The organism is Actinomadura geliboluensis, from assembly GCF_043197915.1.
In the GTDB taxonomy this organism is placed as follows: domain Bacteria; phylum Actinomycetota; class Actinomycetes; order Streptosporangiales; family Streptosporangiaceae; genus Spirillospora; species Spirillospora geliboluensis.
On the sequence record NZ_JBICUA010000010.1, the window covers coordinates 403,912 to 428,082 of the forward strand.

Annotated in this window: 24 protein-coding genes; 6 read left to right on the top strand and 18 right to left on the bottom strand. The window is 72.5% G+C overall.

Annotated elements, in window-relative coordinates; translation table 11 throughout:
* Nucleotides 1-3 precede the first annotated feature (3 nt).
* The 8 genes from ACGFI1_RS30950 to ACGFI1_RS30985 form a co-directional block, all read right to left on the bottom strand.
* The gene (locus tag ACGFI1_RS30950) at nt 4-1,269 is read right to left on the bottom strand and encodes an amidohydrolase family protein (protein ID WP_301175676.1); all 1,266 of its coding nucleotides are present in this window, start codon (nt 1,267-1,269) and stop codon (nt 4-6) included.
* Nucleotides 1,269-2,063 carry a class II aldolase/adducin family protein gene (locus ACGFI1_RS30955; RefSeq protein ID WP_387076156.1) on the bottom strand — a complete coding sequence of 265 codons (795 nt, stop codon included), beginning with the start codon at nt 2,061-2,063 and terminating at the stop codon, nt 1,269-1,271. The genes ACGFI1_RS30950 and ACGFI1_RS30955 overlap by 1 nt, the downstream gene beginning before the upstream one ends.
* A gap of 15 nt (nt 2,064-2,078) precedes the next feature.
* The gene (locus ACGFI1_RS30960; protein ID WP_392790454.1) at nt 2,079-3,305 is read right to left on the bottom strand and encodes an ABC transporter substrate-binding protein; all 1,227 of its coding nucleotides are present in this window, start codon (nt 3,303-3,305) and stop codon (nt 2,079-2,081) included.
* A gap of 10 nt (nt 3,306-3,315) precedes the next feature.
* Nucleotides 3,316-4,464 carry a zinc-dependent alcohol dehydrogenase gene (locus tag ACGFI1_RS30965; RefSeq protein ID WP_392790457.1) on the bottom strand — a complete coding sequence of 383 codons (1,149 nt, stop codon included), beginning with the start codon at nt 4,462-4,464 and terminating at the stop codon, nt 3,316-3,318.
* 52 nt (nt 4,465-4,516) lie between these two features.
* On the bottom strand, nt 4,517-5,062 hold the full coding sequence (locus tag ACGFI1_RS30970) for an HD domain-containing protein (protein ID WP_392790460.1): 546 nt from the start codon (nt 5,060-5,062) through the stop codon (nt 4,517-4,519).
* A gap of 8 nt (nt 5,063-5,070) precedes the next feature.
* Nucleotides 5,071-6,729, bottom strand: a complete 1,659-nt coding sequence (locus ACGFI1_RS30975) for a thiamine pyrophosphate-binding protein (protein ID WP_392790463.1) — start codon at nt 6,727-6,729, stop codon at nt 5,071-5,073.
* 450 nt (nt 6,730-7,179) lie between these two features.
* Nucleotides 7,180-8,556, bottom strand: coding sequence for an NADP-specific glutamate dehydrogenase (gene gdhA, locus ACGFI1_RS30980; RefSeq protein ID WP_387076145.1), 1,377 nt, complete (start codon nt 8,554-8,556; stop codon nt 7,180-7,182).
* Nucleotides 8,557-8,850: 294 nt separating this feature from the next.
* Entirely contained in the window at nt 8,851-9,219 is a 369-nt protein-coding gene (locus tag ACGFI1_RS30985) for a DUF488 domain-containing protein (protein WP_392790466.1), read from the bottom strand.
* A gap of 83 nt (nt 9,220-9,302) precedes the next feature.
* On the opposite strand from ACGFI1_RS30985, the gene ACGFI1_RS30990 reads away from it, so the two are divergent.
* Entirely contained in the window at nt 9,303-10,550 is a 1,248-nt protein-coding gene (locus tag ACGFI1_RS30990; RefSeq protein WP_392790468.1) for an MFS transporter, read from the top strand.
* A gap of 7 nt (nt 10,551-10,557) precedes the next feature.
* Here the strand turns inward: ACGFI1_RS30990 and ACGFI1_RS30995 are convergent, their stop codons facing one another.
* Complete coding sequence (locus ACGFI1_RS30995) at nt 10,558-10,818, bottom strand: hypothetical protein (RefSeq protein WP_301175683.1); 261 nt, start codon at nt 10,816-10,818, stop codon at nt 10,558-10,560.
* An 84-nt stretch (nt 10,819-10,902) separates the two neighbouring features.
* Here ACGFI1_RS30995 and ACGFI1_RS31000 point away from each other — a divergent pair, with 84 nt between their 5' ends.
* Nucleotides 10,903-11,097, top strand: a complete 195-nt coding sequence (locus ACGFI1_RS31000; RefSeq protein ID WP_392741189.1) for a hypothetical protein — start codon at nt 10,903-10,905, stop codon at nt 11,095-11,097.
* A gap of 99 nt (nt 11,098-11,196) precedes the next feature.
* Here the strand turns inward: ACGFI1_RS31000 and ACGFI1_RS31005 are convergent, their stop codons facing one another.
* On the bottom strand, nt 11,197-11,994 hold the full coding sequence (locus ACGFI1_RS31005) for a hypothetical protein (protein WP_386874425.1): 798 nt from the start codon (nt 11,992-11,994) through the stop codon (nt 11,197-11,199).
* Nucleotides 11,995-12,003: 9 nt separating this feature from the next.
* On the bottom strand, nt 12,004-12,258 hold the full coding sequence (locus ACGFI1_RS31010) for a hypothetical protein (protein WP_301175686.1): 255 nt from the start codon (nt 12,256-12,258) through the stop codon (nt 12,004-12,006).
* A 393-nt stretch (nt 12,259-12,651) separates the two neighbouring features.
* On the opposite strand from ACGFI1_RS31010, the gene ACGFI1_RS31015 reads away from it, so the two are divergent.
* Together ACGFI1_RS31015 and def are read left to right on the top strand one after the other, a co-directional pair.
* Nucleotides 12,652-13,884: a PucR family transcriptional regulator gene (locus ACGFI1_RS31015; RefSeq protein WP_392790471.1), complete on the top strand. Its 1,233-nt coding sequence runs from the start codon at nt 12,652-12,654 to the stop codon at nt 13,882-13,884.
* Between the two features lie 402 nt (nt 13,885-14,286).
* Complete coding sequence (gene def / locus ACGFI1_RS31020) at nt 14,287-14,820, top strand: peptide deformylase (RefSeq protein WP_138640586.1); 534 nt, start codon at nt 14,287-14,289, stop codon at nt 14,818-14,820.
* A 9-nt stretch (nt 14,821-14,829) separates the two neighbouring features.
* Here def and ACGFI1_RS31025 read toward each other — a convergent pair whose 3' ends face one another.
* From ACGFI1_RS31025 to ACGFI1_RS31045, 5 genes are all read right to left on the bottom strand, one after another.
* Nucleotides 14,830-16,368, bottom strand: a complete 1,539-nt coding sequence (locus ACGFI1_RS31025) for a CocE/NonD family hydrolase (RefSeq protein ID WP_392790474.1) — start codon at nt 16,366-16,368, stop codon at nt 14,830-14,832.
* 115 nt (nt 16,369-16,483) lie between these two features.
* Nucleotides 16,484-17,599, bottom strand: a complete 1,116-nt coding sequence (locus ACGFI1_RS31030; RefSeq protein WP_392790477.1) for a hypothetical protein — start codon at nt 17,597-17,599, stop codon at nt 16,484-16,486.
* A gap of 60 nt (nt 17,600-17,659) precedes the next feature.
* Complete coding sequence (locus tag ACGFI1_RS31035; RefSeq protein WP_392790480.1) at nt 17,660-18,262, bottom strand: DJ-1/PfpI family protein; 603 nt, start codon at nt 18,260-18,262, stop codon at nt 17,660-17,662.
* Nucleotides 18,259-19,209 (bottom strand): GlxA family transcriptional regulator, encoded by a 951-nt coding sequence (locus tag ACGFI1_RS31040; protein WP_392790483.1) that lies wholly within the window; start codon nt 19,207-19,209, stop codon nt 18,259-18,261. Before ACGFI1_RS31040 ends, ACGFI1_RS31035 begins: the two co-directional genes overlap by 4 nt.
* 54 nt (nt 19,210-19,263) lie before the next feature.
* Complete coding sequence (locus ACGFI1_RS31045; protein ID WP_392790489.1) at nt 19,264-20,613, bottom strand: LCP family protein; 1,350 nt, start codon at nt 20,611-20,613, stop codon at nt 19,264-19,266.
* Between the two features lie 385 nt (nt 20,614-20,998).
* Here ACGFI1_RS31045 and ACGFI1_RS31050 point away from each other — a divergent pair, with 385 nt between their 5' ends.
* Entirely contained in the window at nt 20,999-21,151 is a 153-nt protein-coding gene (locus ACGFI1_RS31050) for a hypothetical protein (RefSeq protein ID WP_171069368.1), read from the top strand.
* A 19-nt stretch (nt 21,152-21,170) separates the two neighbouring features.
* Here ACGFI1_RS31050 and ACGFI1_RS31055 read toward each other — a convergent pair whose 3' ends face one another.
* Nucleotides 21,171-21,686, bottom strand: coding sequence for an ATP-binding protein (locus ACGFI1_RS31055; protein ID WP_392790491.1), 516 nt, complete (start codon nt 21,684-21,686; stop codon nt 21,171-21,173).
* A 152-nt stretch (nt 21,687-21,838) separates the two neighbouring features.
* Between ACGFI1_RS31055 and ACGFI1_RS31060 the strand changes: the two genes are divergently transcribed.
* Nucleotides 21,839-23,239, top strand: coding sequence for a sensor histidine kinase (locus ACGFI1_RS31060; protein ID WP_392790494.1), 1,401 nt, complete (start codon nt 21,839-21,841; stop codon nt 23,237-23,239).
* On the opposite strand, the gene ACGFI1_RS31065 is transcribed toward ACGFI1_RS31060, so the two are convergent.
* Nucleotides 23,214-24,089, bottom strand: coding sequence for an NAD(P)-dependent oxidoreductase (locus ACGFI1_RS31065; RefSeq protein WP_392790497.1), 876 nt, complete (start codon nt 24,087-24,089; stop codon nt 23,214-23,216). The two genes, ACGFI1_RS31060 and ACGFI1_RS31065, sit on opposite strands and share 26 nt — an antisense overlap.
* Nucleotides 24,090-24,171: the final 82 nt, after the last annotated feature.

Genomic DNA, 24,171 nt, shown 5'->3' on the forward strand with positions numbered 1-24,171 from the left:
TCATCAGAACGCGTTCGGGTCGGCCTGGACCTCGGCCGGGACGGGGTGCCGGTACAGCTCCGCCGCGTTCTGCCAGGTGAAGCGGCGCACGTCCGCCTCGGGCAGCCCGCCGATCTCCGACTCGATGACCGCCTGGGTGTCCGGCCACGTCGAGTCGCAGTGCGGGTAGTCGCTCTCCAGCAGGATGTTCTCCACGCCGATGCGGTCGCGCAGCGCGAACGACGACTGGTCCTCGACGGCGCAGAACCAGAAGTTGCGCTTGAGGACCTCCGCCGGGGTGAGGCCGATGTCCTTCGTCCACGTCCCGTACATGTCGTGGTAGCTGAGCATGTGGTCGAGCCGGTCCATGAGCCCGGCGACCCAGCCGATGCCGCCCTCGCTCAGGCAGATCTTCAGGTCCGGGTAGCGGACGGGCAGCAGCGAGTACAGCCAGTCGACGGCGGCGAACATCGCGTACCCGAAGAACAGCACGCCGACCGTGTCCGGCGGGGCGTCGTCGGCGGTCGCCGGGGACGTCCCCGACGACCCGATGTGCAGGTTCACGACCGTGCCCGTCTCCGCGCACGCCCGCATGATCGGGTCCCAGTACCCGGTGTGCAGGGACGGCAGCCCGAGCTTCTGCGGCGCCTCGGAGAACGTCACCGCCTTGAAGCCGCGCTCGGCGTTGCGGCGGATCTCCTCCGCGCCGAGTTCGGGGTCGAGCAGCCACGGGATCTGGCACGGGATGATCCGGTCCGGGTAGGAGCCGGCCCATTCCTCCAGGTGCCAGTCGTTCCAGGCCCGCACGGACGCCAGCGCGAGCTCGTTGTCGGACGTGGTGAGCTGGAGCCGCTGCCCCGCGAACCCCGGCAGGAACGACGGGAAGTTCAGCGACGCGTAGATGCCGGCGAGGTCCATGTCCTTGATGCGGTGGTGGATGTCCCAGGCGCCGCGCCGCATCTCGTCGAACCGGGACGGCTCGAAGCTGTACTCCGACACGGGACGCCCGACGACCGCGTTGAAGCCGACGTTCGGGAAGTCCTGCCCGTCGTACACCCACACCTCGGCGCCGCCGTCGCGCTCCACGACCTTCGGCGCACGGTCGGCGAACTTCGCCGGCAGGCGCCCCTCGAACGTGTTCGGCGGCTCCACGATGTGGTCGTCCACGGAGATGACGGTGTACTTGCGGTCGCGCCGCTCGGGCTCCGGCAGCCAGGTGGGCCCCTCGGCGCCCTTGCCGCCGGTCGTGAAGCTCGTGTTGGCGGCGAGGTCGTCGATGTTGATGCTCATCAGTCCACCACCTCCGGGTGGTCGCGGAGCAGTGCGCGCACCGCCCCGTTCCAGAAGAAGTCGGTTCCGCGTTCGAGGAGCGACGCCTTCATGCTGCGTCGCAGGCTAGGGGCCACGAGCGTGTGATCGCGACCCGAGACCAGCACGTCGTACATCAGCCGGCACTGCCGGTCGAGGGTCGCGGACCGGTACGTCGCCTCCTCCACCGACGGGCCGGTCACGATGACGCCGTGGTTGGCGAGCAGCACCACCGACTTGTCGCCGATCCGGTCGGCGAGGTCGGCGCCGAGGTCGGCGGTGGCGACCTCGCCGGTGTACTCGTCCACGAAGGCCAGGTCGCCGTCGAACATCGACCCGGTCTGGTGCAGGAACTCCGGCAGGACGCCGAGCGCCGCGAGCACCGTCGCGTAGTACGGGTGGTTGTGCACCACGGCCCGCACCTCGGGGCGGCGGCGGTGCAGCTCGGTGTGGATGTGGATGGCGGGGGTGACGTCCCACTTGCCGTCGAGGACCTCCGCGTCCGGCGACACCCGGCAGATGTCGGACGCGGAGATCTCCTCCCACCACAGGCCCCACGGGTTGATCAGCAGGTCCTCGGTGCCGTCCACCCGGACGGTGATGTGGCCCGCGATGTTCTCGCTGAACCCCGACCGCCCGAGGATGCGGAACGCGCACGCCAGCTTCTGCCGGTCGTCGAGGTCCCTGCCGATCGGCGGCATCACCCGGGGCGTCCACTCGGCGGCGCCTCCGGCGACCGGCCGCGGCGCGGGGCGAGGCCCGACGTCCAATGTCACGGTTCCTCCCATCTGTCAGCCGCAGGCCGGCTGGTACACCGGCCACTGCCGACCCGGCTGGCTGTTCTCGAACTGCATGAGGATCAGGCCGCAGAGCCCATCGGTGCCGCTGTGCTTGCCCGGCTTGAACGACAGGGTGTAGCCCTTCTGCCCGAAGGACGACGGGTACCCGGACACCTTCTCCAGGCCCGTGTTGATGGCCTCGCCGTCCGGCTTCGACCCGGCCTGCTCGATCGCCTTCGCGAGCATCCCGATCGCGTCGTACGCCTGCGCGTCGTAGGCCGTCACGCTGACCGCGCCGCCGCGCTTGCCGGACAGGAACTTCGCCAGCGCCGCCGTCTTCTCGTTCTCCTGCGTGATCGACCCGACGAAGACGAGCTTGTCGAGCGCGCCGGGCTTGGCCTGCTTCCACAGGTCCGGCTGGTTGCCGATGGACGCGAGCGAGAACCGGTCGGCGTCCGGGATGAGCTGGTGCGCCGTGTTGTGGACGAGCACCTCCATCTGCCCGCCGAGCGCCGCGACGAGCATCGCGTCCGGCTTCGCCTGCTTGATCCGGGTGACCTGCGCGGTGACGTCGCTGGTGTCGACCGGCGCCGTCTCCGTCGCGACGACCTGGATCCCCGCCTCCTTGATCGGGGTCATCAGCGCCTTCTCCATCCCGGCGATGGACGCGCTGTCGTCCTTGAACAGGGCGAGCCGCTTGTACCCGGCCTTCGTGAACGCCTCGGCGTAGACCTTCCCGAAGTCCTCGGTCGGATTCGCGAGCGAGTACGTGTAGGCCGAGTTCGGGCCGTCCCCGATCCCGGGCGTGATGTTCACCGGCGCGATCGCGGGCACCTTCTGCTGCTTGAGCAGGGCCTGCACCTGCAGCACCGACTGCCCGCCGGAGTTCATGATGATCGCCTGCGCGCCCTGGCTGAGCAGCTGCCGGACGACGGTCGGCGCCTTCGTCGCGTCGTTGTCGTCGCTCTTGACGATCAGCTTGAGCTTCTTGCCGCCGATGCCGCCCTTGTCGTTGACCTCGGCGACCGCGTCCTTGATCGTCTTGCCGACGATCCCGGCGTAGGCGGCGGCGCCGCCGGAGGTGTCCTGGTCCATGCCGATGACGATCGTGCCGTCGTCGGCCTGGACGGAGCCGGAGCCGGACGCGCACGCGGCCGCCGCGAGCGCGGGCAGCAGCGCCGTCGCCAGCGCCGCGGCCTTGCCCGCTCTGCCGCGCGGCCTCGGGAAGTTTCCTGCCATGGGGTCCCTCCTAGGGGTGGGGTGGAGGCGGGGGGACGGGATCGGGTGTGATCACGACGCTGACCGCGCCGCCCGAGGCGCCGCCGGGGGCGGCGAGGGTCTCGATGGCCCGGGCCGCGTCGGGGAGGGCGAAGGTGTGGGTGACGAGGCGGTGCAGCGGCCGGTCGCCCGCCGCGATCAGCGCGACCGCCCGCCGGAACGAGGCGTGCCCCGCCGCCCGGACGCCCTGCACGCGCAGCCCCTTCAGGACCACGTCGTCGCTGGTGAAGCCCGGTACGGGGCGCCCGTTCTTGAGCCCGGCGAGGACCACCGTCCCGCCGGGCCGGACGATCGCCATCGCGTCCAGCACGGTGGTGGGGTCGTTCGACGCGACGTCGACCACCACGTCCACGGGGACGCCGCCGGTCAGGGCCCGGATCCGCTCCGGGACGCCGCCGCCGTCGGCCACCACGGCGGCCGTCGCGCCCAACTCCAGCGCCAGGTCCAGCTTGTGCCGGTCGGCCGCCAGCCCGGTGACGATCACCGGGTCGGCGCCCGCCGCCCGCGCGGCCAGCACGCACGCCAGCCCGCGCTGCCCGGCGCCGAGCACCACCACGCAGTCGCCCGCGCGGGTGCCGGGCACCTCGACCGCCCACTCGACGCCGGCGGCGAGCGCGTTGAACGTGGCGGCGACCGTCGGGTCCACGTCGTCCGGCAGCCGGTGCAGGACGCTGTTCGGATGCAGGTACATGCGGTCGGCGAACCCGCCCCACAGCGCGGGCGGGATCTTGGCGGGGACGAACCCGTAGCTCATCGGGAAGTGCTCCCAGCCGGCGCACAGCACGTACCGGCCCGACCGGCAGTCCCGGCACGCCCCGCACGGCAGCGCCGGCTCGACCGCGACCCGGTCGCCCTCCGCGAGCCCCCAGCGCGCCGCCGCCCGCGCCCCGATCGCCGCGATCCGCCCGACCGGCTCATGGCCGGGGACGAACGGCGAGGTCGGACCGATCGTGTCGAGCAGCGCGCCGGTGTACTCCTCGACGTCCGTCCCGCAGATCCCGCACGCCTCCACGGCGAGCAGCGCGTCGTCGGGGCCGACGTCGGGGAGCGGCAGCTCCACGAGGTCGAGGGTGCGCGGAGCCCGCTGCAGCACGGCGCGGGCCGCCCCCGCTCTCGTCATGTGGCGATGCTCCGGGTCATGCGGTGACGCCGGGTCATGTGGCGATGCCGGGTCATTTGGTGATGGTCCGGATTCCGCCGAACACGCGGCGGACGCGGGGCGCGAAGTGCTCCAGCGTCGGCGTGTCGAAGCCGGGGTCGAACGCGACCTGGTCCCACTCGTCGGCGAACCGGATCGCGTCGGCGTACCAGGGCTCGCCCTTGAACATCTCGCGCTCGGCCGGGTCCCAGCCGAAGTGCTCGCCGTAGTGCGCGGCCTCGAACGTCTGGTGCGCGTGGACGATCCGGTAGACCTCCTCGCACACGTACGGCCGCAGGATCTCCGCCGCGACCGCCGCGTGGTTCGCCGTGGAGATCACCTTGCCCATGTCGTGGCACAGCGCCGCGACGACCAGCTCGTCGTCCGCGCCCGCCGCCTCCGCGTGCGCCGCCGTCTGCAGCGAGTGCTGGAGCTGGTCGACCGCGTACCCGTCGGTGAACGCCGCGAGCGCGGCCAGCATCGGCAGCACCCGCTCGGGCGCCCGCTCCTGCGTCTTCAGGGTCTCCCCGCGGATGTGCAGCCACTGCTCGCGGGTGCCCTGGTCCATTCGAGTGAACATGTGCCTCCTTACCGGTAGCGCGGCCGGAAGTCCGGATCCGCGGGATCGAGCCCGTTCTCGTGCTCGGCGAACCACCGGGTCCGCACCGCCCGGGTCAACCGGGCGTCGACGAGCACCGGGCCGGACGGGTCGGCGATCAGTCCCTTCAGGTCGTCCAGCTCACCGGGCGTCCGGACGGTCGCGGCCCGCGCCCCGAACGCCCGCGCCACCGCGGCGAAGTCGGGCCGCGGGATCAGCGACAGGCCGGTGTCCATGCCGCGGTGCAGCATGTTGTGGTACTCGTAGCCGAACGCGGCGTCGTTCATGACGACGACCACGAGCCGAACGCCGCGGCGCACCGCCGTGTCCAGCTCGGCGAGGTTCATCATCAGCGCGCCGTCCCCGGTGACGGCCAGCGTCACCCGCTCGGGCCGCGCCGTCGCCGCGCCGATCGCGGACGCGAGGCCGAGCCCGATCGAGCCGAAGTTCACCGGGAACACGAACCCCCGCGGGTCGGGCACCGACAGGCCGCGGGACGGCTCGGACAGCGCCGCGTGCCCGCCCTCGACGACCACCGTCCGCTCGCGCGGGACCATCCGCTCCAGCGCGGCGACCACGGTGTGCAGGTCGAGGCCGGTCTCGTCGCCGCCGTCGGGGTACTCGGACCCGTAGACGTAGTCGCCGAGCCGTTTCGCGATGTCGTCCGTCCGCCAGCCGGTCTTGGGTTCGGCCGTCTCGGCGAGCATCGCGGCCAGCGCCCCGGCGTCGCCCAGGACGCGCAGGTCGGCGGGTGTCTCGAACGCTTCGGGGCGGACGTCGTTGTGCACGATCACCGGGTTCCCGGCGAGCATCCGGCCGCCGTCCAGGGTGAACGAGTTCAGGGAGGCGCCGACCGCCAGGAGCAGGTCCGACTTGCGGATCAGCTCACGTCCGAGCGTCGTGGCGAAGCCTCCGCACACGCCGACGTCGAACGGCTCACCGGCGAAGAAGCCCTTGGCCTTCAGCGTGGTGGCCAGGAGGGCGCCCGTCCGCGCGCCGAGTGCGACCAGTTCGTCCCGCGCGTGCATGGCGCCCCGTCCGGCCACGATCACGGGACGCTCCGCCTTCCCGAGCAGCTCTGCGACCCGCGCGACCTCCTCGGCCCTGGGCGGCGGCGCGGGCGTGCGGTCTTCACGGAACGTTCCAGGGTCGTCCCCGGCCTCGCGATCCAGCAGCGGCGTGGGGACGTTCAGCACGATCGGCCGCCGCTCGGTGAACGCCCGCCGCACCGCCCGCACGGCGTCCGCCACGGCCGACTCCGCCGAGTGCACCCACTGCACCCCCGCTCCGGTCGGGCGGACCACATCCTCCTGGTCGATGGCCTGCGGGTTGCGCAGATCGCCCGGCCGGGTGTCGGCGGCGACGAGCAGCAGCGGCGTCCGGGCCCGCGCGGCCTCCGTCAGCGCGGTCACCGCATTGGTCAGCGCCGGCCCGTGCGTGACGGTCGCGACCCCGAGCCGTCCACCGGCCCGCGCGTACCCGTCGGCCATGAGCACGGCCCCGTCCTCACGCGCCGCCGCGACGTAGTCGGCCCCGTGCTCGTGGACGAGCACGTCCACGATCGGCAGGTTTCCGTCGCCGAGCACCCCGAACAGGCACGAAACGCCATGCGCCGCGAGCACCCCCGCCACCGCCTCGGCCACCCGCATCCGCGCCTCCCAGCACTCTCGGCACTGGTAGGGACTATCTTATAAAAGAAAGCATTCAGTCAAGAGTCCCCCGAGCCACAGTTCGCCCGCAAACACCCCGCTCCCGCGCACGCCCAAGGACGTATCGACATGCGCGAAGAGGACGAGAAGCCGAGCCAGGAGGCGCTGCACAAGGTGCGCGAGCGAGGAGCTGGACGCGTCAGCTAGGAACTGGACGCGTGAGTGAGGAGCTGGGGGTGATCGCTGGCTGAGCGCGTGATGGCGGGGTTGAGCGCGTGATCGCTGGGTGAGCGTGGGAGCAGGGGTGGGTGCCGTGCGCGAGGGACTGGGCGCTGGGGTGGCGGGGAGGAAGGGGCGGGGGGGTGCGCGGAGCTTGGGCCGTGGAGGGGAGCGGCCGGTGGGAGCGGGGCCCTCGCCGTTGAAGGCGCCCGTCCCGGAGGCGGGGACCGGTTAGATGAGGCCCTGGGCGAGCATGGCCTCGGCGACGCGCTCGAAGCCGGCGATGTTGGCGCCGACGACGTAGTCGCCTGGGGCGCCGTAGCGTTCGGCGGTCTCGTAGCAGGTGTCGTGGATGTTCGTCATGATCGTCGACAGCTCCTCCTCCACGCGGGAGAAGGACCAGGAGGCGCGGCTCGCGTTCTGCTGCATCTCCAGGGCGCTGACGGCGACGCCGCCGGCGTTGGCGGCCTTGCCGGGGCCGAACGCGACGCCCGCGTCCTGGAAGATGTGCACGGCCTCCGGCGTGGTCGGCATGTTGGCGCCCTCGGACACCGCCTTGACGCCGTTGCGGACGAGGATCCGCGCGGCCTCCGCGTCCAGCTCGTTCTGGGTCGCGGACGGGAGCGCGATGTCGGCCGGGACGTCCCATACCCGGCCGCCGGGGACGAACCGGGCGGACGCGCCGCGCGCCTCGGCGTAGTCGGAGACGCGGCCCCGGTCGACCTCCTTGACGTGCTTGAGCAGGTCGAGGTCGATGCCCTTCTCGTCCACGACGTAGCCGCTGGAGTCGGACACGGTGACGACGTTGGCGCCGAGCTGCTGGGCCTTCTCGATCGTGTAGATCGCGACGTTGCCGGAGCCGGACACGACGATCTGCTGGCCGTCGAGGTCCTCCTTGCGGCGGCGGAGCATCTCGGCGGTGAACATGACGTTGCCGTAGCCGGTGGCCTCCGTCCGGCCGGCGGAGCCGCCCCACAGCGCGCCCTTGCCGGTCAGCATGCCCGCCTCCCAGCGGTTCGTGACGCGGCGGTACTGGCCGAACAGGTAGCCGATCTCGCGGCCGCCGACGCCGATGTCGCCGGCGGGGACGTCGGTGTGCTCGCCGACGTGGCGGTACAGCTCGGTCATGAACGACTGGCAGAACCGCATGACCTCCTCGTCGGAGCGGCCGTGCGGGTCGAAGTCGCTGCCGCCCTTGCCGCCGCCGATGCCGAGGCCCGTCAGCGCGTTCTTGAAGATCTGCTCGAAGCCGAGGAACTTCACGATGCCGAGGTTCACGGTCGGGTGGAAGCGGAGCCCGCCCTTGTACGGCCCGAGCGCGCCGTTGAACTCGACGCGGAAGCCGCGGTTGACGTGGATCACGCCGTTGTCGTCCTGCCAGGGCACCCGGAACATGATCTGGCGCTCGGGCTCGATCATCCGCTCGACCATCTTGGCGGCGGCCAGCCCCGGCCGGGCCGCCAGCACCGGGCCGAGGGATTCGAGCACCTCGTGGACGGCCTGGTGGAACTCCGGCTCGCCCGGGTCCCGGTGGAGGACCCTGTCATAGGACTCCTCCAGGATGGCCAGGGTCTCGGGTGGCGCCGGCAGACGGGGGGCCAGTGGCATGGTGTGGTTCCTTCCTTCAGACCCCTCCACTCTAAAACCTGTGTTTCACCGCCTGAGACCGCCTGTCCGCAGGTCGGAACCCGTCCCCGGCCGACGAGGCGCCGGGCCGCGTCCTCCCTGGGCGGGGACGCGGCCCGGCGTGTCGCGGGGACGTTCCGGTCAGGCGGGGCACCGCTTCCACGCGAAGTGGTAGGTCGTCTTGACGCCGGCATCAAGTCGCGCCGGAAATTCAACGCACCGTTCAGAGCGCCCGCGCGACGGATGCGCCGCGGTCGCTGAAGGGGCGGGCGGTGGTCAGCCCGGGGTGCGGAGGTGGGTGGCCAGGACGGCGGCCTGGCTGTGGTCGATGTCCTTTGTCGCGGTGAGGAGGGTGATCGTGCCGTGGGCGGCGAGGGCGCGGAGACGGTCGAGGGCGGCGGCGCGATCGGGGTCGCGCAGCTCGGCGTCGTAGCGGTCGGTGAACTCCTCGAACCTGTCCACGTCGTGGCCGTACCACTTGCGCAGCTCGGTCGAGGGGGCGACGTCCTTCTCCCACTCGTCCAGGCGGGCCTTGTCCTTCGACAGCCCGCGCGGCCACACGCGGTCGACCAGGATCCGCTTGCCGTCCTCGGACGACGCCTGGTCGTACACCCTGCGCAGCCTGACCTCCGTGCTTCCTGCCATCACGACCTCCTCAAGCCCGTCCTATACCCTGCCCGCCGCCGTGATGCGCGGATTCTGTCGGTGCCGGGCCGTAGTGTCGCCGCGTGGCGGAGGCGACGGACGCGACGCGGACGCCGTTATGGCGGCTCACCCCGGTGCAGCGGCTGCTCGAAGGGGGCGCGCTGCTGAACTCGCTCGCGTTCTTCGCGGCGATGCCGTTCGCGCCGCTGTACCTGAGCGAGCACACGGGGTTCGGCAAGCCCGCCGTGGGCGCGGTCGTCGGGGCGGTCGCGCTCGTCGCGGCGTTCGGCGGGCTGCTCGGCGGGATGGTCGTCGACCGGCTCGGGGCGGTGCCGCTGATGCGGGCCGGGCTCGTCTGCTACGTGGTCGTGTACGGGCTGCTGGCCGCGGTCCGCGGCGCCGCGCCGATCGTGGTGCTGTTCCTGCTGCTGGGCGTGGCGCGGCTGATGGTGGAGCCGGGCGCGAAGAAGCTGTTGTCGCACGCGGCCGACGACGAGGGCCGCATGTTCCGGGTGCGGTACATGACGCTGTGCGCGGGCGCCATCGGCGGGCCCGCGATCGGCGGCGCGCTGTACCACGTGGGTCCGGTGGCGTTCTTCGCCGTGCCCGCGTTCTTCTACGCGTCCTACCTGGTCCTGGTGCTGGTGCGGAACCGCGACCTGGTCGCGCTGCAGCCGCGCGACGGGGCGGGGCGGGGCTCCGGGCCCTCGGCGCGGCAGTCGGTGGCGGCCACCCTCCGCGACCGGCGGCTCCTCGCGGTCGTCGCCGGCGGCATCGTGGTGTTCTTCGTCTTCTCGCAGCTCGAGTCGATGATCCCGCTGTACATGAAGGCGCGGTACGGCGACCGGACGGAGGGGTACTTCGCCGTCCTGTTCATCACGAACGCCGTGCTGGCGCTGACCCTGCAGCCGCCGATCGACCGGGTGTCGGGCCGGGTCGGCCGCACCGCCATGACCGTGCTGGGGGCGGCGAACTTCACGCTGGCGTTCGCCTGCTTCTGGGCGAGCCCGTCCGGCCTGGCGTGGCTGTACGCCGGGATCGTCTTCTGGACGGTCGGCGAGGGCATCCTGCTGCCCATGCCCGACATGGCCGTCCACGAGATGGCGTCCGACGAGCACAAGGGCGCCTACTTCGGCCTGTCGGAGGTGCGGCAGCTCGGCTTCTTCCTCGGCCCGTTCGCGGGCGGGTTCCTGCTGGACGCCGGCACGGCGCCGTACTTCCTCGTCATGGGCACGGCCGTGTTCCTGTGCGTCCCGCTGCTGGCCCGGCGGGGCGCCGGCGCGCGGCGGGCCGTCGGCGAGGGCGCGGTGGAGCCGGCGTCCGCCGGGTGAGGGGCCGTCACGGCGCGGGGCTGCGCGGCGGTTCCGGGGCGCCGGGCCGGGCCGCGGTGGTGCGGCGGGCGAACTCGGCGGCGGCGGTGCGCCGGGCGAACTCGCCGGCGAGGGCGCGGCCGAGGACGTCGTCGTCGGGGCGGTGCCGCTCCAGGTACTCCAGGGCCTCGGCGAGTTCGCCGGTGGTCAGCCGGCGCACCGGCTTCCCGGCCCAGCGGGGCGGCCGCCGGTCGGCGGCGCCCGGTGCCGCGCGCGGTGCTGAGTTCATGTTCCTGCCCTTTCAATTCCGGTGTCGGTAATGGCGCGGCGCGGCGGCGGGTGCCGCATTCACCGCGTCGAATAGGATCGCCGCGTGCATTGGTGGAGCCAGCAGGCGTGCGACGCGGCCGCGGAGGCGCAGGCCGCCGACCCCTCCCCGGGAAATCTCATGGCGGCCGCCCAGGTGCAGGCGCTCGTCTCGCTGGCCGAGGCACTGCACCGTATCGCGGCCACCCTGGAGGAGCGGGACGAAATCGATTCCGCCCCGGGCCCCCTCCGGTCGAAATAGCACGTCCTGCCGGAATGGCACGGCCCGCGAAAAATGGCGTCCTTCCGCGAAAAATACCGGTGCGCCCGCTGGCGGGACGCACCGGTATCTCCCGGGGTGTCAGACGTCGCTGAACGACTTGCGCTCCGTCCGGCCGCCCGTGCTCGCGGCGAGCCGGGAGGTCTTGGCGACGGGCGGCCGCGGCGGCGGCACGGTCTCCACGAGGTGGTCTGTGTCGTGCGCCGGGGCGCGCTCCTCCGGCGCGGGCGGGCGGGGCTCGTCCCGGGGGCGGTCCCGCAGCCGGCGGGCGGCCTGCCGGAGGGCGCGCTCACCGACCAGCCGGGTCAGCTCCAGGCCCCAGCAGTCCAGCTTGTCGGCGTCGGTGAGGTCCTCGCGGCTGCTCAGTTCGGCGGCGAGGCCGCCGAGCCGCTGCGCCTCGGACAGGTCGAACTCGCGCATCAGGTGGCAGCACAGCTCGGCGAGGGCCGCGTGGTCGCGTTCGAACGACAGCCCCGACAGGTCGTTGTGCGACAGCCTGCTGAGCGCGCGCTTGCGCTCCAGTTCGGTGTCGGTGAGCCGGAGGATGCCGTTGAGGACGGAGACGGGGCCGGTGCCGGCGGTCCGGCTCTGGGCGGGGGCGAACGACATCCGCAGCACGGCCGCGGACCCGAGCCCGGCGGCGATCACCCGGACGACCATGAGGCTCGCCGGGGGCGTGGTGTCGGGCAGCCCGAACGTCCAGCCGGCGGCGGTGACCGCGATCAGCGCGACGATGGACGCGCTGCCGTTGACGAAGACGAACAGCAGGCCGCCCGGCGACAGGGCGGCGGAGACGGGCTTGTCGCGGTAGCGCGCGACCAGTTCGGCGAGGCCGATCGCGCCGCCGATCAGGGCGGCGAGGAGCATTTCGAGGGTCATGGCCGTCCTTTACGCGCTGCGGGCGGTGAGCCGGCCGAACGGGGAGTCCTCGCGCCGGTCGCGGCGGGGCAGCACGGCGGCGGCGGGACGGCGCCGGGCGGCCAGCTCGGTGCGCTCGACCTCCAGGAAGACCAGCAGCCATTCCGCCGGGCCGGCGGCGAGTCCGGTGTGGGTGCGCAGGGCCTGCTCGCGGGCGCCGAGAAAGGCCAGCAGCCAGCCGGTGGGGCCGGACGCCCCGGCGGCGGCACGAATTCGTGAATGCATGGGGGAGACCATTTCGCAGCCGGCCCCGGAAGTCGACTTCCTTCGGGTCAAGTCTTCGCGGCGCGGGACGAATGACCGGCCATTGTCGGTACGTCGGGAAGGTCCGGTAGGCGATACCGATCTCCGCCCTATTGGGAGGTAATCCGTCGCGGTTTGGCCCGTCCGGGGAATAGCTTTGCGAAGAATTCCGGTTCGGCGCCCGGAGGTCCGCTGCGGGGAGATTGTTTTCTCTGACGCGGGCGTCCGGGCGGGCCCGGGAGAGGCCGTGCCCGCGGGCCGCGCGACACGCCGCGCGGCGTGTCCGCGACTGTCAGCCGGGTGACAAGCGGGGGCCGCCGAAACTTTCCGTGCCCGCCTATCCCCGGACCGTCGCCGCGCCGGACCCTGGTGGCCATGAGCCGGAAGAGGACGTCCACCGCCGCGGACATCCCGCTCGCCGCGCTCCCGGTGGAGGTCGCGAGTCCGATGCTGCCGCATCTGGAGGCGGCGGCGGCGGAGATGGTGGAGGAGATCCAGGGCCTCGTCCCGGAGTACGCGCGCCCGCCGGAGAGCCGCTACGGGCGGCGGATGCGGTGGGCCGTGGAGGAGACCGTCCGGCAGTTCGTCGACGCGATCGGCCGGCCCGGCATGGAGTGGGAGAAGGTCACCGGCATCTTCGAGGAGATCGGCGCGTACGAGGCGCGCAAGGGCCGCAGCCTGGACGGGCTGCAGACCGCGATCCGGGTGAGCGGGCAGGTCGCGTGCCGCCGGTTCATCAAGGACGCGCGCCGGCTCGACTGGTCGCTGGACACCCTCGGCCAGATCACCGAGTCGCTGTTCGTGTTCCTGGAGCGCATCGCGGGCGCGGCCGGGCAGGGCTACGCGCGGGCGCAGGGCGAGCTGGCGGGCGAGCGGGAGCGGTTCCGGCGGCGGCTCCGCGACCTGCTGGTGATGGACCCGCCGGCCAGCGCGGAGGCGATCGAGGAGGTGGCGCGGTCGGCGGGCTGGCCGGTGCCGCGGACGCTCGCCGCGGTGGCGGTCGCCGTCCGCCCGGACGCGGACGGGGCCGTCCCGGTGCTGCCGCCCCCGTTCCTCGCCGACTGGGACGCGGCCGAGCCGTACCTGATCTGCCCGGACCCGGACGGCCCCGGCCGCGACCGGATGCCGGCGGCGCTCAAGGGGACGCTGTCGGCGGCGATCGGGCCGGCCGTCCCGCCGGCGAGGGCGGCGATGTCGCTGCGCTGGGCGCGGCGCGGGCTCGCGCTGGTGGAGCGGGGCGTCCTGCCGGGCAAGGAGCCGCTGCGCTGCCTGGACCACCTGCCGAGCCTGGTGGCGGCGCAGAGCGAGGAGCTGCTCGACCTGGCGCTCGACGGCCGGCTCGCGCCGCTGATGGAGCTGCCGCCGCACCGCAGGGACGCGCTGTCGCGGACGCTGCTGACCTACATGGAGTGCCGGGACAACGCGGTGGCGGCGGCGGAGCGGCTGCTGGTGCACGAGCAGACCGTCCGGTACCGGATCCGGCGGCTGGAGGAGACGCTCGGCGGGGTGATGCTCGACCCGGACCGGCGCATCGAGCTGCTGCTGCTCCTGCACCATCTCGTCCGGCTCGCGCCGGGCGACCGGCGGCTGTCCCCCGGCGGCGCGTGAGCCGCGCACGAGAAGCGCGAAAGGGGGGACGGAGGGGCCACTCCCCCCGAAGTGACCCCTCTCCCCCCGTTCCGCCGTGCCGGCCCCGGGTGCTCTCACAGGACCGGCCGCTCCCCCCGAAGCGGCTCGCAGCGGCCGGCGGCGGATGGGAAGAAGGTAGCGAGGAAGCTCCGGCCGGTTCGAGGATTCGACCCGCCGCATCGACAAGCGGGCGACTGTGTGCGACGAACGGACCACGCTTCGCGTTCGGCCGGGATGCGGCGGCCCGAAACGGGGCGCGTGCGCCGGGTGTACGCACGGTGTGATCGCGTCTGCGTAGGCTTGTCCTCCGGAGACCGTTGCGGGACGCGGGTCCGGGCGGGCCGCGGGAGCCGGTCCGGCCGGCTGGGGAGGCGCGAGACGATGGCGGGACGCGTGCGGCCGATCACGCTGGTGGGGACGCCCGTCCTGCATCAGGCGTGCCGGCCGGTCGAGGAGTTCGACGAGGCGCTGCGCGAGCTGGCCGACGACATGTTCGCCAGCATGTACGAGGCGGACGGTGTCGGCCTGGCCGCGAACCAGATCGGCGTGGATCTGCGCGTCTTCGTCTACGACTGCCCTGACGCGGACGGTGAGCGCCGCAAGGGCGCTGTTGTGAACCCTGTCCTGGAACTGCCGGCGCTGGGTGACCGGCGGTTGGACGACGACGAGGAAGGGTGCCTCTCCGTACCGGGCCCTCATGCGCGTCTGGCGCGTCCTGACCACGCGACCGTGCACGGCTTCGACATCAGGGGTGCGGCCATCACGGTAGAGGGGACGGGGTTGCTCGCACGCTGCCTCCAGCACGAGACAGACCACCTTGAGGGCAAGCTCTACATCGACCGGCTCTCGGCCAGGTCGCGTAAGAAGGTGCTCAAGGAGTTCGAGGCACTCCGTGCGGAGAACGCCGCAGGTTGACGGTGCGCGCTAGCCGCGCCATACGGGGAGATGGATCGCGGACGGGTGGTCCTCGTCCCGCAGGATCTCGAACCGGGTGCGGCGGGACGCGACGGCCTGGCCGGCGGGCTCGCCGGTGCCGTGGTTGCGGGCGAAGCGGGGGAACGCGCCGCCCGCGAGCATGACGCGCAGCCGGTGCCCGCGCAGGAACCGGTACGCGGTCGGGTGCATCTCGATCTGGGCCCGGACCACGCCTTCGTCCCTGATGCGGAGGATGCCGTCGGTGACGTTGCGGGAGACGCCGTCGCGGTCGACGTCGCAGAGGCGGATGAACAGGTCGCCGTGGCCGGTGCTCGTCCGGACGTGGATCGTCGCCGCGACCGGGCCGATCAGGTCGAGGTCGCCGTCCAGGGGCGCGCTCGTCAGGACGGCGACGTCGTCGCGCTGCTCGATGCGCGTGTTGTCGCGCTGCCCGCCCTTGCCGGGTGACAGGAGCGGCCCGCCGACGGTCGGAGTGGGGTCGAGAGGGTCGTAGGTGAACGTGGCGGGGTCAGTGTTGGGCGGGACGTCCCAGACGAGGCTCCGGGACAGGTAGAGCGGCGTGGGCTTGGTCTCGGGCGGGGGCCACTGCTCGAAGTCCAGCCACTGGTCTGCCTTCTGCAGGTGGAGCCTTACCGGCGCCCTGCGCAGCTGGGCCTTGTCGCCGTTCAGGTGTGCGTTCAGCCAGGACACCTGGTCGGCGACCATCGCGCGGAGGGCTTTGGTGTCGTGTCCCCATGGGCCGATGGTGATGCGCACCTGCCGTCCGGCCTCTTGGAGGGCGGTGAAGTCGCGCAGTTGGCCGCGCAGGAAGAGGTCCCACCAGCCCGTCACCATCGTGGTCGGCGTGGCGGTGCCGGGGACGGCGGCGCTGTGGTCGGTCTCCTCCCAGAACGTGTCGCCCGGTTCCGCGTGGGCGGTTACCTCGCGCAGGAACGATTCAGGACGTCCGATGGCGGCGGTGTCGGCTTCCCCCACGGGGAGGTAGCGCATCGCCTGCCGGACGCGCCTGTCGTGGGCCGGTTTCTGGAACGGGGTCCTCTTGTCGTCCTGCGTGCCCATCAACGACGACCAGACGAGCGTGTTGTGGAGGGCGAGCGCACCACCCGGATAGAAGGAGCTCACGAATTCGGACGCGGTGATGCCGAGCCCCAGCGCCTCCAGCGGAGGGTCTGCGTAGGGTGCGACGGCCCACTCGGCGAAGCCGAGGTAGCTCGCGCCCACCATGGCCACCTTGCCGTCGCACCACGGTTGGTCACGGAGCCACTTGAGCGTCGCCAGGCCGTCCTCCTTCTCGGTGTGGAAGGCGTGGAATTCGCCGCCCGATCCGAGGACGCCGCGCACGTTCTGGATGACGACCTGGAAGCCGCGCCTCGCGAGGACCCCGGCGTACAGCCGCATCACCGGCTGCCGCTTGCCGTACGGGGTGCGGATGAGGACGGCGGGCATCGGCCCCGCCCCGTGCGGGCGGTACAGGTCGGCGACGAGTTCGACTCCGTCCGGCATGGGGACGCGCAGGTCACGGGCCATGCGTACATCCGGTGTAGGCACGCCTGGGAGCCCGAAGAGGCGGTCTACGAGTCGTCCCATCACAGCCATGCGCGCGCCCTCCCCGGTTCCCTGCCTAAGGAGAATGATCGCAGCGCTAGGGAGTCAGGTGGCGTTCGTACTCGTAGAGGACGCCCGCGAACTCGCCCGTCGGCATCTCGCAGGCGTGCCCCGGCAGCCACAGGTGCTCCAACCGGACGGTCTGGACGTCTACCCGCAAATGGCACGCGTTCCCCGTGTGCTCCCAGCCGGGACGCGCGGAACGAACGACCTCCAGATGGTGCCGGTGGCTCTGCACGTCGTGGAGCAGGAACGCGGTCAGGACGTGGCGCGGCCCATGCACGGTCTGCGTGAACGTGCTCGCGGTGGACGCCGCCGTCTCCAGGTCGACCCCGGAATCGGCCAGTTCGGGAAAGAACACCCGCACGTGCCGGACGACCCCCTCGATCTCGATCGGCTGGCAAGGGAGCCGTAGGACGGCGTCCGGGTCGATGTAGCCGTGCACCGGAACACCGGCGATGACGCCCGCCCACGCCCCCGGGATGGCACTGACGAAACGGGCCTGGGTCAAGGTGTTGCCCAGTTCCGCCATGAGGCGCTCAGGGTCGATGCCGCGCGGCATGAAGGTCTTGGTGCCACCGCGCAGGCGCGTGCCGGCCTCGTCAAGGACGGCCAGGTCGGCCCAGCACGGGCCTGAGGCCGTCTCTAGGACGCCGTGCGGGAGGCAGGCGTCCGGGTGCGGGGTCAGCCCGGCCATGTCCTCCAGCATGGCGCGCGGCGACTGGATGAGCCCCCAGCCCTGCGTCCGGTGGGAGACCGAGCCGAGGGCCAGGGAGCTCGCCACCGGTTCGCCGTTGCGCGGCTCGCCGAGGACCCGTTCGAGGCTCCGCCGGCTCCGCAGCGAGCCGATCTGGTGGAGGTACTCGTCCAGGCACCGCCGCAGGACGTCCGGGTCGAGGTCGCAGGACGCCCACCCGCCGACGTCCCGCACATGGACCATCGCGCCGTCGAAGTCGAGGCGGTGGTAGCGGTACTGCTCCTGCCAGGGCGCGGACGAACCGCCGCCCAGCCGGCCCCGGGCGCGGGCGATCGCGGAGACGTCCTCGCCCAGGTCGTTGATGAGAAAGTCGCGCAGCGGGGCGTGCAGTGGGTCGGTCTCCACCGCCACCCGCCCGCCCTCGCTGCGGAACCGCACCGGAAGCGACATCGCCATTTCCGTGATTATGCCGATAAGCGAAGATCATCACGGAATGTTCCTTCCGATCGAGGTCGATCAGACGGGTTCGTCGGCCAGGTACGGCGGCGCGGGGTCGTACTGGATGTAGCGGCGCACCGCGCGCGCGTGGTCGCGGCCGTGGATGCGTCCGATCAGCCACAGCGCCATGTCGATGCCCGCGGAGACCCCCTGGCTGGTGACGAGGTTTCCGTCCACGACGTAGCGGGCGTCGCGGACGACCGTCACGTCACCCTGCGCTTCCAGGGTGTCCTCCTCCGACCAGTGGGTCGCGACCCTCCGCCCCTTAGCCGGGCCCGCCGCGTGCAGCAGGAACGCGCCGGTGCAGACGCTCGCCACCCAGTCGGCCTGTGCGGCGGTCTTCGCTATCCAGCCCGTCACCGCCTGGTTGTGCGGCTGGGTCAGCCTTGCGCCCCGCCCACCGGGGACCAGGAGGACGTCCAGCTTCGGGTGGTCGTCCAGGGTGCGGTCTGGCAGAACCCTCATTCCCTTGGCACAGCGCACCGGCTCCGTCCGCTCGGCGACGAGGAACGCCTCGTCGCCTTGGCCGCGCACCATCGCCGACGCCGTGAACACCTCCCACGGCCCCGCGAAGTCGAGTTCCTCCGCGTCCTCGAACACCAGCAGCCCGTACGTGGTCATGCGTACTCCCTCGTCCCTCGGAATCGGTCCCTGTAGTCGGACGGCGCGACACCGACATGCCGGTGGAACGCCCTGCGCAGCGTCTCGCCCGTCCCGAAGCCGAGCCGGCGGGCCAGCGCCTCCACGGGCTCGTCGCCCTCCACCAGCGCCCGCTGTGCCGCCTCTATGCGGATCCGCTCGACGTACGCGGCGGGCGGCACGCCCACCTCGGCGGTGAACCTGCGCTGCAGGTGCCGCGCGCTCAGCCCGGACCGCTCGGCCAGGTCGGCGATCGTGTGCCGGGCGCCCGGATCGGCCTGGACGGACGACACCGCCGCCCGAATCGGGTCGGTCGCGGGCTGCGCCGACCACAGCGGGACGCTGAACTGCGACTGGCTGCCCGGCCGCCGCAGGAACATCACCAGCTCCCGCGCCACCGCGTGCGCCGCGTCCCGGCCGAGGTCGTCCTCCACCATGGCGAGGGCGAGGTCCATCCCGGCCGTGACGCCGGCGGACGTCCAGACGTTGCCGTCGCGGATGAAGATCGGGTCGCAGTCGACGTCGAGCCGCGGGTACTCCGTCCCGAGCTGCCGCGCGCGGGCCCAGTGCGTGGTGACGCGGCGCCCGTCCAGCACCCCGGCCTCGGCGAGCAGCAGCGCGCCGCTGCACACGGACGCGACCCGCCGCGCGGTCGTCGCGGCCTCCGCGACCCAGCGCACGAGCGCCCTGTCCTCCCGCGCCCGGTCGACCCCGGTACCGCCGGCCACCACGAGCGTGTCGACGCTTCCGGGCGCCAGGTCGGCGATGCCGAGGCCCGCGTGCACCGGCAGCCCGCCGGACGACCGCACCGGCCCCGGCCGCGGCGCGGCGACCAGGCATTCGTACCGGCCGGTGTGCTCGAAGACCTCGTGCGGCCCGGCCAGGTCCAGGACCTGGAACCCGTCATAGATCACGAACGCGACGCGCATGCCTCCAGGGTGGGTGCGCGCCGTTCATGGCGTCAACGACGGGTACCCCACAGATCACGCCACCTTCTCGCACACGGTGTCGCTGGCCCGGCTCTCCCCGCGCTGGACGGGGATGCCGCCGGACGTCCGGATCTGGGTGAAACCCGTCCCGATGACCAGGTCGACGGCACCGGCCGGCGTCTTCACGCGCGGCGCGACCTTCGCGCCCGGCAAGAGCCCGGCGAGCGCGCGCGCCTGCGGCTCCGCGCCCGTCCCGTACCGGACGTAGGTCGCCTGCGTCCCGGTGGACAGGTTGCCGACCCCGGTCACCTGCCAGCCTTCGTCCCGGAGCTGCGCCGCGACCTGCGCGGCGCGCCCCTCCACGCCGGACGCGTTGAGCACCCGCACCTTCCCCGGCGGCGCGCTCGGTTTCGGCGCCTTCGAGTCGTTCTGCGCCGGCACGACCTTGTCGTTGCGGATCGCCTCGAAGAACTGGTCGGACGCCGGACGGGCCAGCGCCACGCGGTTCTTGTCCAGCGGGTAGGCGCCCGACGGCACGGTCACGAAGCGGAGCTTGCCGGCGCTCAGCTCGCGCATCCCCTGCGCGATCTTCACCATCTCCGAGGCGGTCAGCCTCTTGTCCGTCGTCAGCGACTCCGCCGTGGCGCTGAGCAGCTCGTTCAGCCGCCCCGGATCGGTGAGGACGCCCGCGCTCATCGCCTCCTTGGCCAGCGCACCGAAGAAGTGCTGCTGCCGCTTGATGCGCGCGGTGTCGCTCTTGTCGCCGAACCCCTTGCGGCTGCGCACGTACGCGAGGGCCTGCTCGCCCTTCAGCCTGTGCGGGCCCTTGGTGAGGTTGAGCCCGGAGTCCTTGTCGTGGACGTCGCCCAAGACGCACACGGGGACGCCGCCGACCGCGGTGGCGATCCGCTTGAACCCCACGAAGTCGACCTGCACGAAGTGGTCGATGTGGATCCTCGTGAGCTGCTCGATGGTCTTCACCGTGCAGGCGGGTCCCGCGTGGGCCATCGCCTCGTTCAGCATGGCGACGCTCTTGCCGGGCGCCTTCGTCCCGTCCTTGCGGGTGCACGCCGGGATGGGGACCATCAGGTCGCGCGGGAAGCTGACGGCCAGCGCCTGCCCGCCGCCCGGCGACAGGTGCAGCAGCAGCATCGTGTCGGACGCCGGCGGCTTGTTCCGCAGGCCCCGCCCGTACTTGGCGTTGTCGCCCGCGCGCGTGTCGGAGCCCATCACCATGATGTTCCGCGCGCTGTTCAGCTTCTTCGGCCGGTTGCCGCCGAGCAGCTTGTCCACGTCCTCGTGCTGGACCGCGTTCTGCAGCTTCCAGTAGTACCCGTACGCGGACAGGCTGCCCGCCACCATCACCACCGCCGTCGCGACGGCGAGCCATGCCAGCAGCTTCATGACGCCTCCCGGAGATGTATCTCCCTTCGCCGCCGTCCACGTTCACGGCGCATGGCACGACCACTTCGCGATCGGACGGGAATTCATGATTGACACCGCCCGGAATCTATGGCTAACTATTCCGCATGGAGCTTTGATACCTCTTCGGTCGAGCCGCCCCGGCACCGCGTACCGGCATCGCGCACGGCACTGCGTACCAGCACTGCGTACCAGTTTCGTACCAGCACTGCCCGCCGCCGTGACCCCGGGCCCGCTCCCACTCCTCCCGTAGCGCACTTCTCCGCATCCGCGGGTCTCCTGACCTGCGGTGCCGTCGCGCGCTCCCCTTTTTCCATCGTCGGTCCTTTCGCGGCCGAATTCATGACCGCCCGGAGGTGCTGTCTTCATGCGTGCCATTAACAACCCCGAAACCGACCCCTTCGCCAAGTTCCAGAAGAAGGGCAAGCGGAAGAACTCCGATTTCAGGTCGGCCAATCTCGCGAACAACCGCCGCAACACCCGGCAGCTGCCCACCCGGCAGCTCAACCGGGGCCGCTGACCGGCGCCGTCCGCCGCCCTCATCCCCCGCCCCCGCCCCGGCCCCGCGCGGCCGGGGCCGGGGCGGGGAACTCCGCCCACACCACCGTCCGCGGCCCGTCCGCCCGGAACCCCCACCGCGCCGACAGCGCCGCCACGATCCGCATCCCGCGGCCCGTCTCGGCCCCGGCCTCGTCCCGCACGTGCGGCCGCCCGCCGGCCGCGCCGCCGTCGGCGACCTCCAGCCGGACCAGCCCGTCCCCCGCCGCGAGAACGACCGTCACCCGTCCGCCCGCCAGCCCCGACGCCGTGTGCGTGACCGCGTTCGCGACCAGCTCGCTCACCACCAGCACCAGGTCGTCCACCGCGGGGAGGCCGGCCGCCGCGTCCCGGACGAAGGCGCGCGCGACCCCGACCGACCGCCGCTTCCCCGGCAGCGTGACCGCGCCGATCACGCGCGCCCCGCCTCCGGCAACGGCTCCGCCGCGCCGGGCGGAACCGGGTCCGAGGCCCGGCCCGCCGGCCAGAGCGGCCTGCGACACGTCGTCGACGCCCACCGCGGCAACTCCCTTCGCGTCCGGAAAGTCGCCCGTCACCCCGGCAGTACGGTCCCGCCCCCGCCGCGCGTTCAGCCTGATCAGGCGCGCGTCGCCGGATGACTACGCTGAGCAGTGGAAGATGACGGTGAGTACCGCCCGGGGGATCGGCTGTGACGACGGAGAGGCGGGAGCGCGCCCGCCGGTGGCGAGCGCGCCTGCTCTTCTCGGTGCGCGGCCGCGCGACCATCCTCACCGTGGCGGTGTCCGCGCTGGTCCTGGCCGTCGTGTTCGTCCTGCTGATGCTCCTCGCCCGGGACTGGGCGCGGAACAGGGTCTCCGACAACGCGCAGCGCACCGCCGAGCGGATCGCGTTCGACATCAGCACGGGCGCGAACCGCGGCGATCTCACCGTCCACCCCGGCGAGGCACCCCTGGTGCAGGTCGTGACCCCGGACGGGCGGGTCGTGGCGTCGAGCGAGGCCCTCCGGGGACGTCCGGCGCTGGTGCGGGCCGAGCTGAGGCGGGGCGTCCTGCTCGTCGACGAGCGGGTCTGCCCCGGGTTCCGCGACGGCTGCGTGTGGGCGTTCGGCATGCGCCTGCGGGAGTCGCCGTGGGGGCCGGGCGTGATGGTCGTGGCGGCGGCGCCGATGCCGACCCTGCTGAACGTGTGGCTGCTGCCGCTCGGCATCGCCCTCGTCCTCACCGCGCTCCTCGCCCTGATCGCCTGGTGGACGTGGCACACGATGGGCCGGACGCTGGTCCCGATCGACCGGCTGCGTACCGAGCTCGCCGCCGTCGGCGCCCACGGCCTGGACCGGCGGGTCCCCGTCCCGGGGACGTTCGGCGAGATCCAGGCGCTCTCCGAGACGGTCAACGCCACGCTCGCGCGGCTGGAGGAGGCGTCCGACCGGGAGCGCCGGTTCGTCTCGGACGCCTCGCACGACCTGCGGAACCCGATCGCCGGGCTGCAGACGCGCCTGGAGGTCGCGCTGGACGAACCGGACGACTACCCGTGGAAGCCGATGCTCCGGTCGGCCCTCGGCGACGTGCGGCGGCTGAACGACATCGTCGTCGACCTGCTGGAGCTGTCCCGCCTCGACGCCCGCACCCCGCGCCCCCTCGAACGCGTCGACCTCGCCGAGCTGGTCCGCCGCGAGGTGGCCCGGCGCGACGACCGCGTCCCCGTGGAGACCCGGCTGGCGCCGGGCGCCGTCGTCACGGCCAACACGGTGCGGCTCGGCCGGGTGCTCGGCAACCTGCTGAACAACGCCGAACGGCACGCCGAGTCGCGCATCCGGGTCACCGTGGACCGCGACGCCGGCGACGCCGTCCTGGAGGTGCTGGACGACGGCGCCGGAATCCCGCCGGAGTCGCGCGAACGGGTCTTCGAGCGGTTCGCCAGGCTTCCGGAGTCGCGCGCCCGCGACCCGCAGGGCACCGGCCTCGGCCTGCCCATCGCCCGCGAGATCGCCGAGATCTACGGCGGCACGCTCCGCGTCGCCGACAGCCCGCGCGGCGCCCGCTTCGTCCTGCGGCTCCCGCTCGTCACGGACGCCGCCGGATCGCGGTGACGACCGAGGCGAGTCCGTCGGCGCCGTGGCCGGCGTCCACGGCGCGCCAGAACAGGTCCCGGAGCGCGAGGGGCCAGGCGGTGTCGATACCGGCCTCCCGCGCCGCCTCGACGACATGGTCGGCGCCGACCGCCTGCATCCGGAGGCTGTTCGCCTCGCCCGGGAACGCGCCGGCGTCGATCTCCTCGGCGAGGACCTTCAGGAAGCCCATCGGGCCGTCCGCGGCCAGCTCACGGAGGGTCGTCGCGGCGAACGGCTGGAACTGCCGGGCCGACACGCCCGCGGTCTCCAGCAGGGCGATGGCGTGCATGTAGGCGGTCAGCGTCGACCAGAACAGGAACAGCTGGGACTGGTAGTACAGCATCGCCAGACCGGGGTCGGTGCCGACGAACGTGACGTCCCCTAGCTCGGTGAGGGCTTCCTTGTGGCGGTCCAGTTCTTCTTCTGGGCCGCTGTAGAAGACGTACGAACCCGGCTGGCCGATGCCAGGCGGCGGCACCATGATGCCGCCGGTCACTAGGACGCCGCCGTTCGCGGACGCCCATTCGCTCGCGCGGCGCAGTTCGTCCGGGCTGCCGGAGCTGAGGTTGACGACGACGCGCCCCTTGAGGTCGACGCCGTCCAGCGAGTCGTACATCGCCTGGTAGTCGGTCTGGCTGACGACGATCAGTTCGGACGCCGCGACCGCTTCGGCAGCTGTCGGAGCCAGGGTCGCGCCTGCCTCGACCAAGGGCGCAGCCTTGGACGCGGTCCGGTTCCACAGCGTGGTCGGGTGGCCGTTCTTGAGGAACGTCCTCGCCATCGTCGCGCCCATGGGGCCGAGGCCGATGACCGTCACTGGAGACTTCACGGGTTCCTCCTGATAGTGGGTTCTGCAGTGCGTGGCCTTCACCCTCGTCTTGGCCGCTACGGAACGGCTGCGGGTCCGTCCG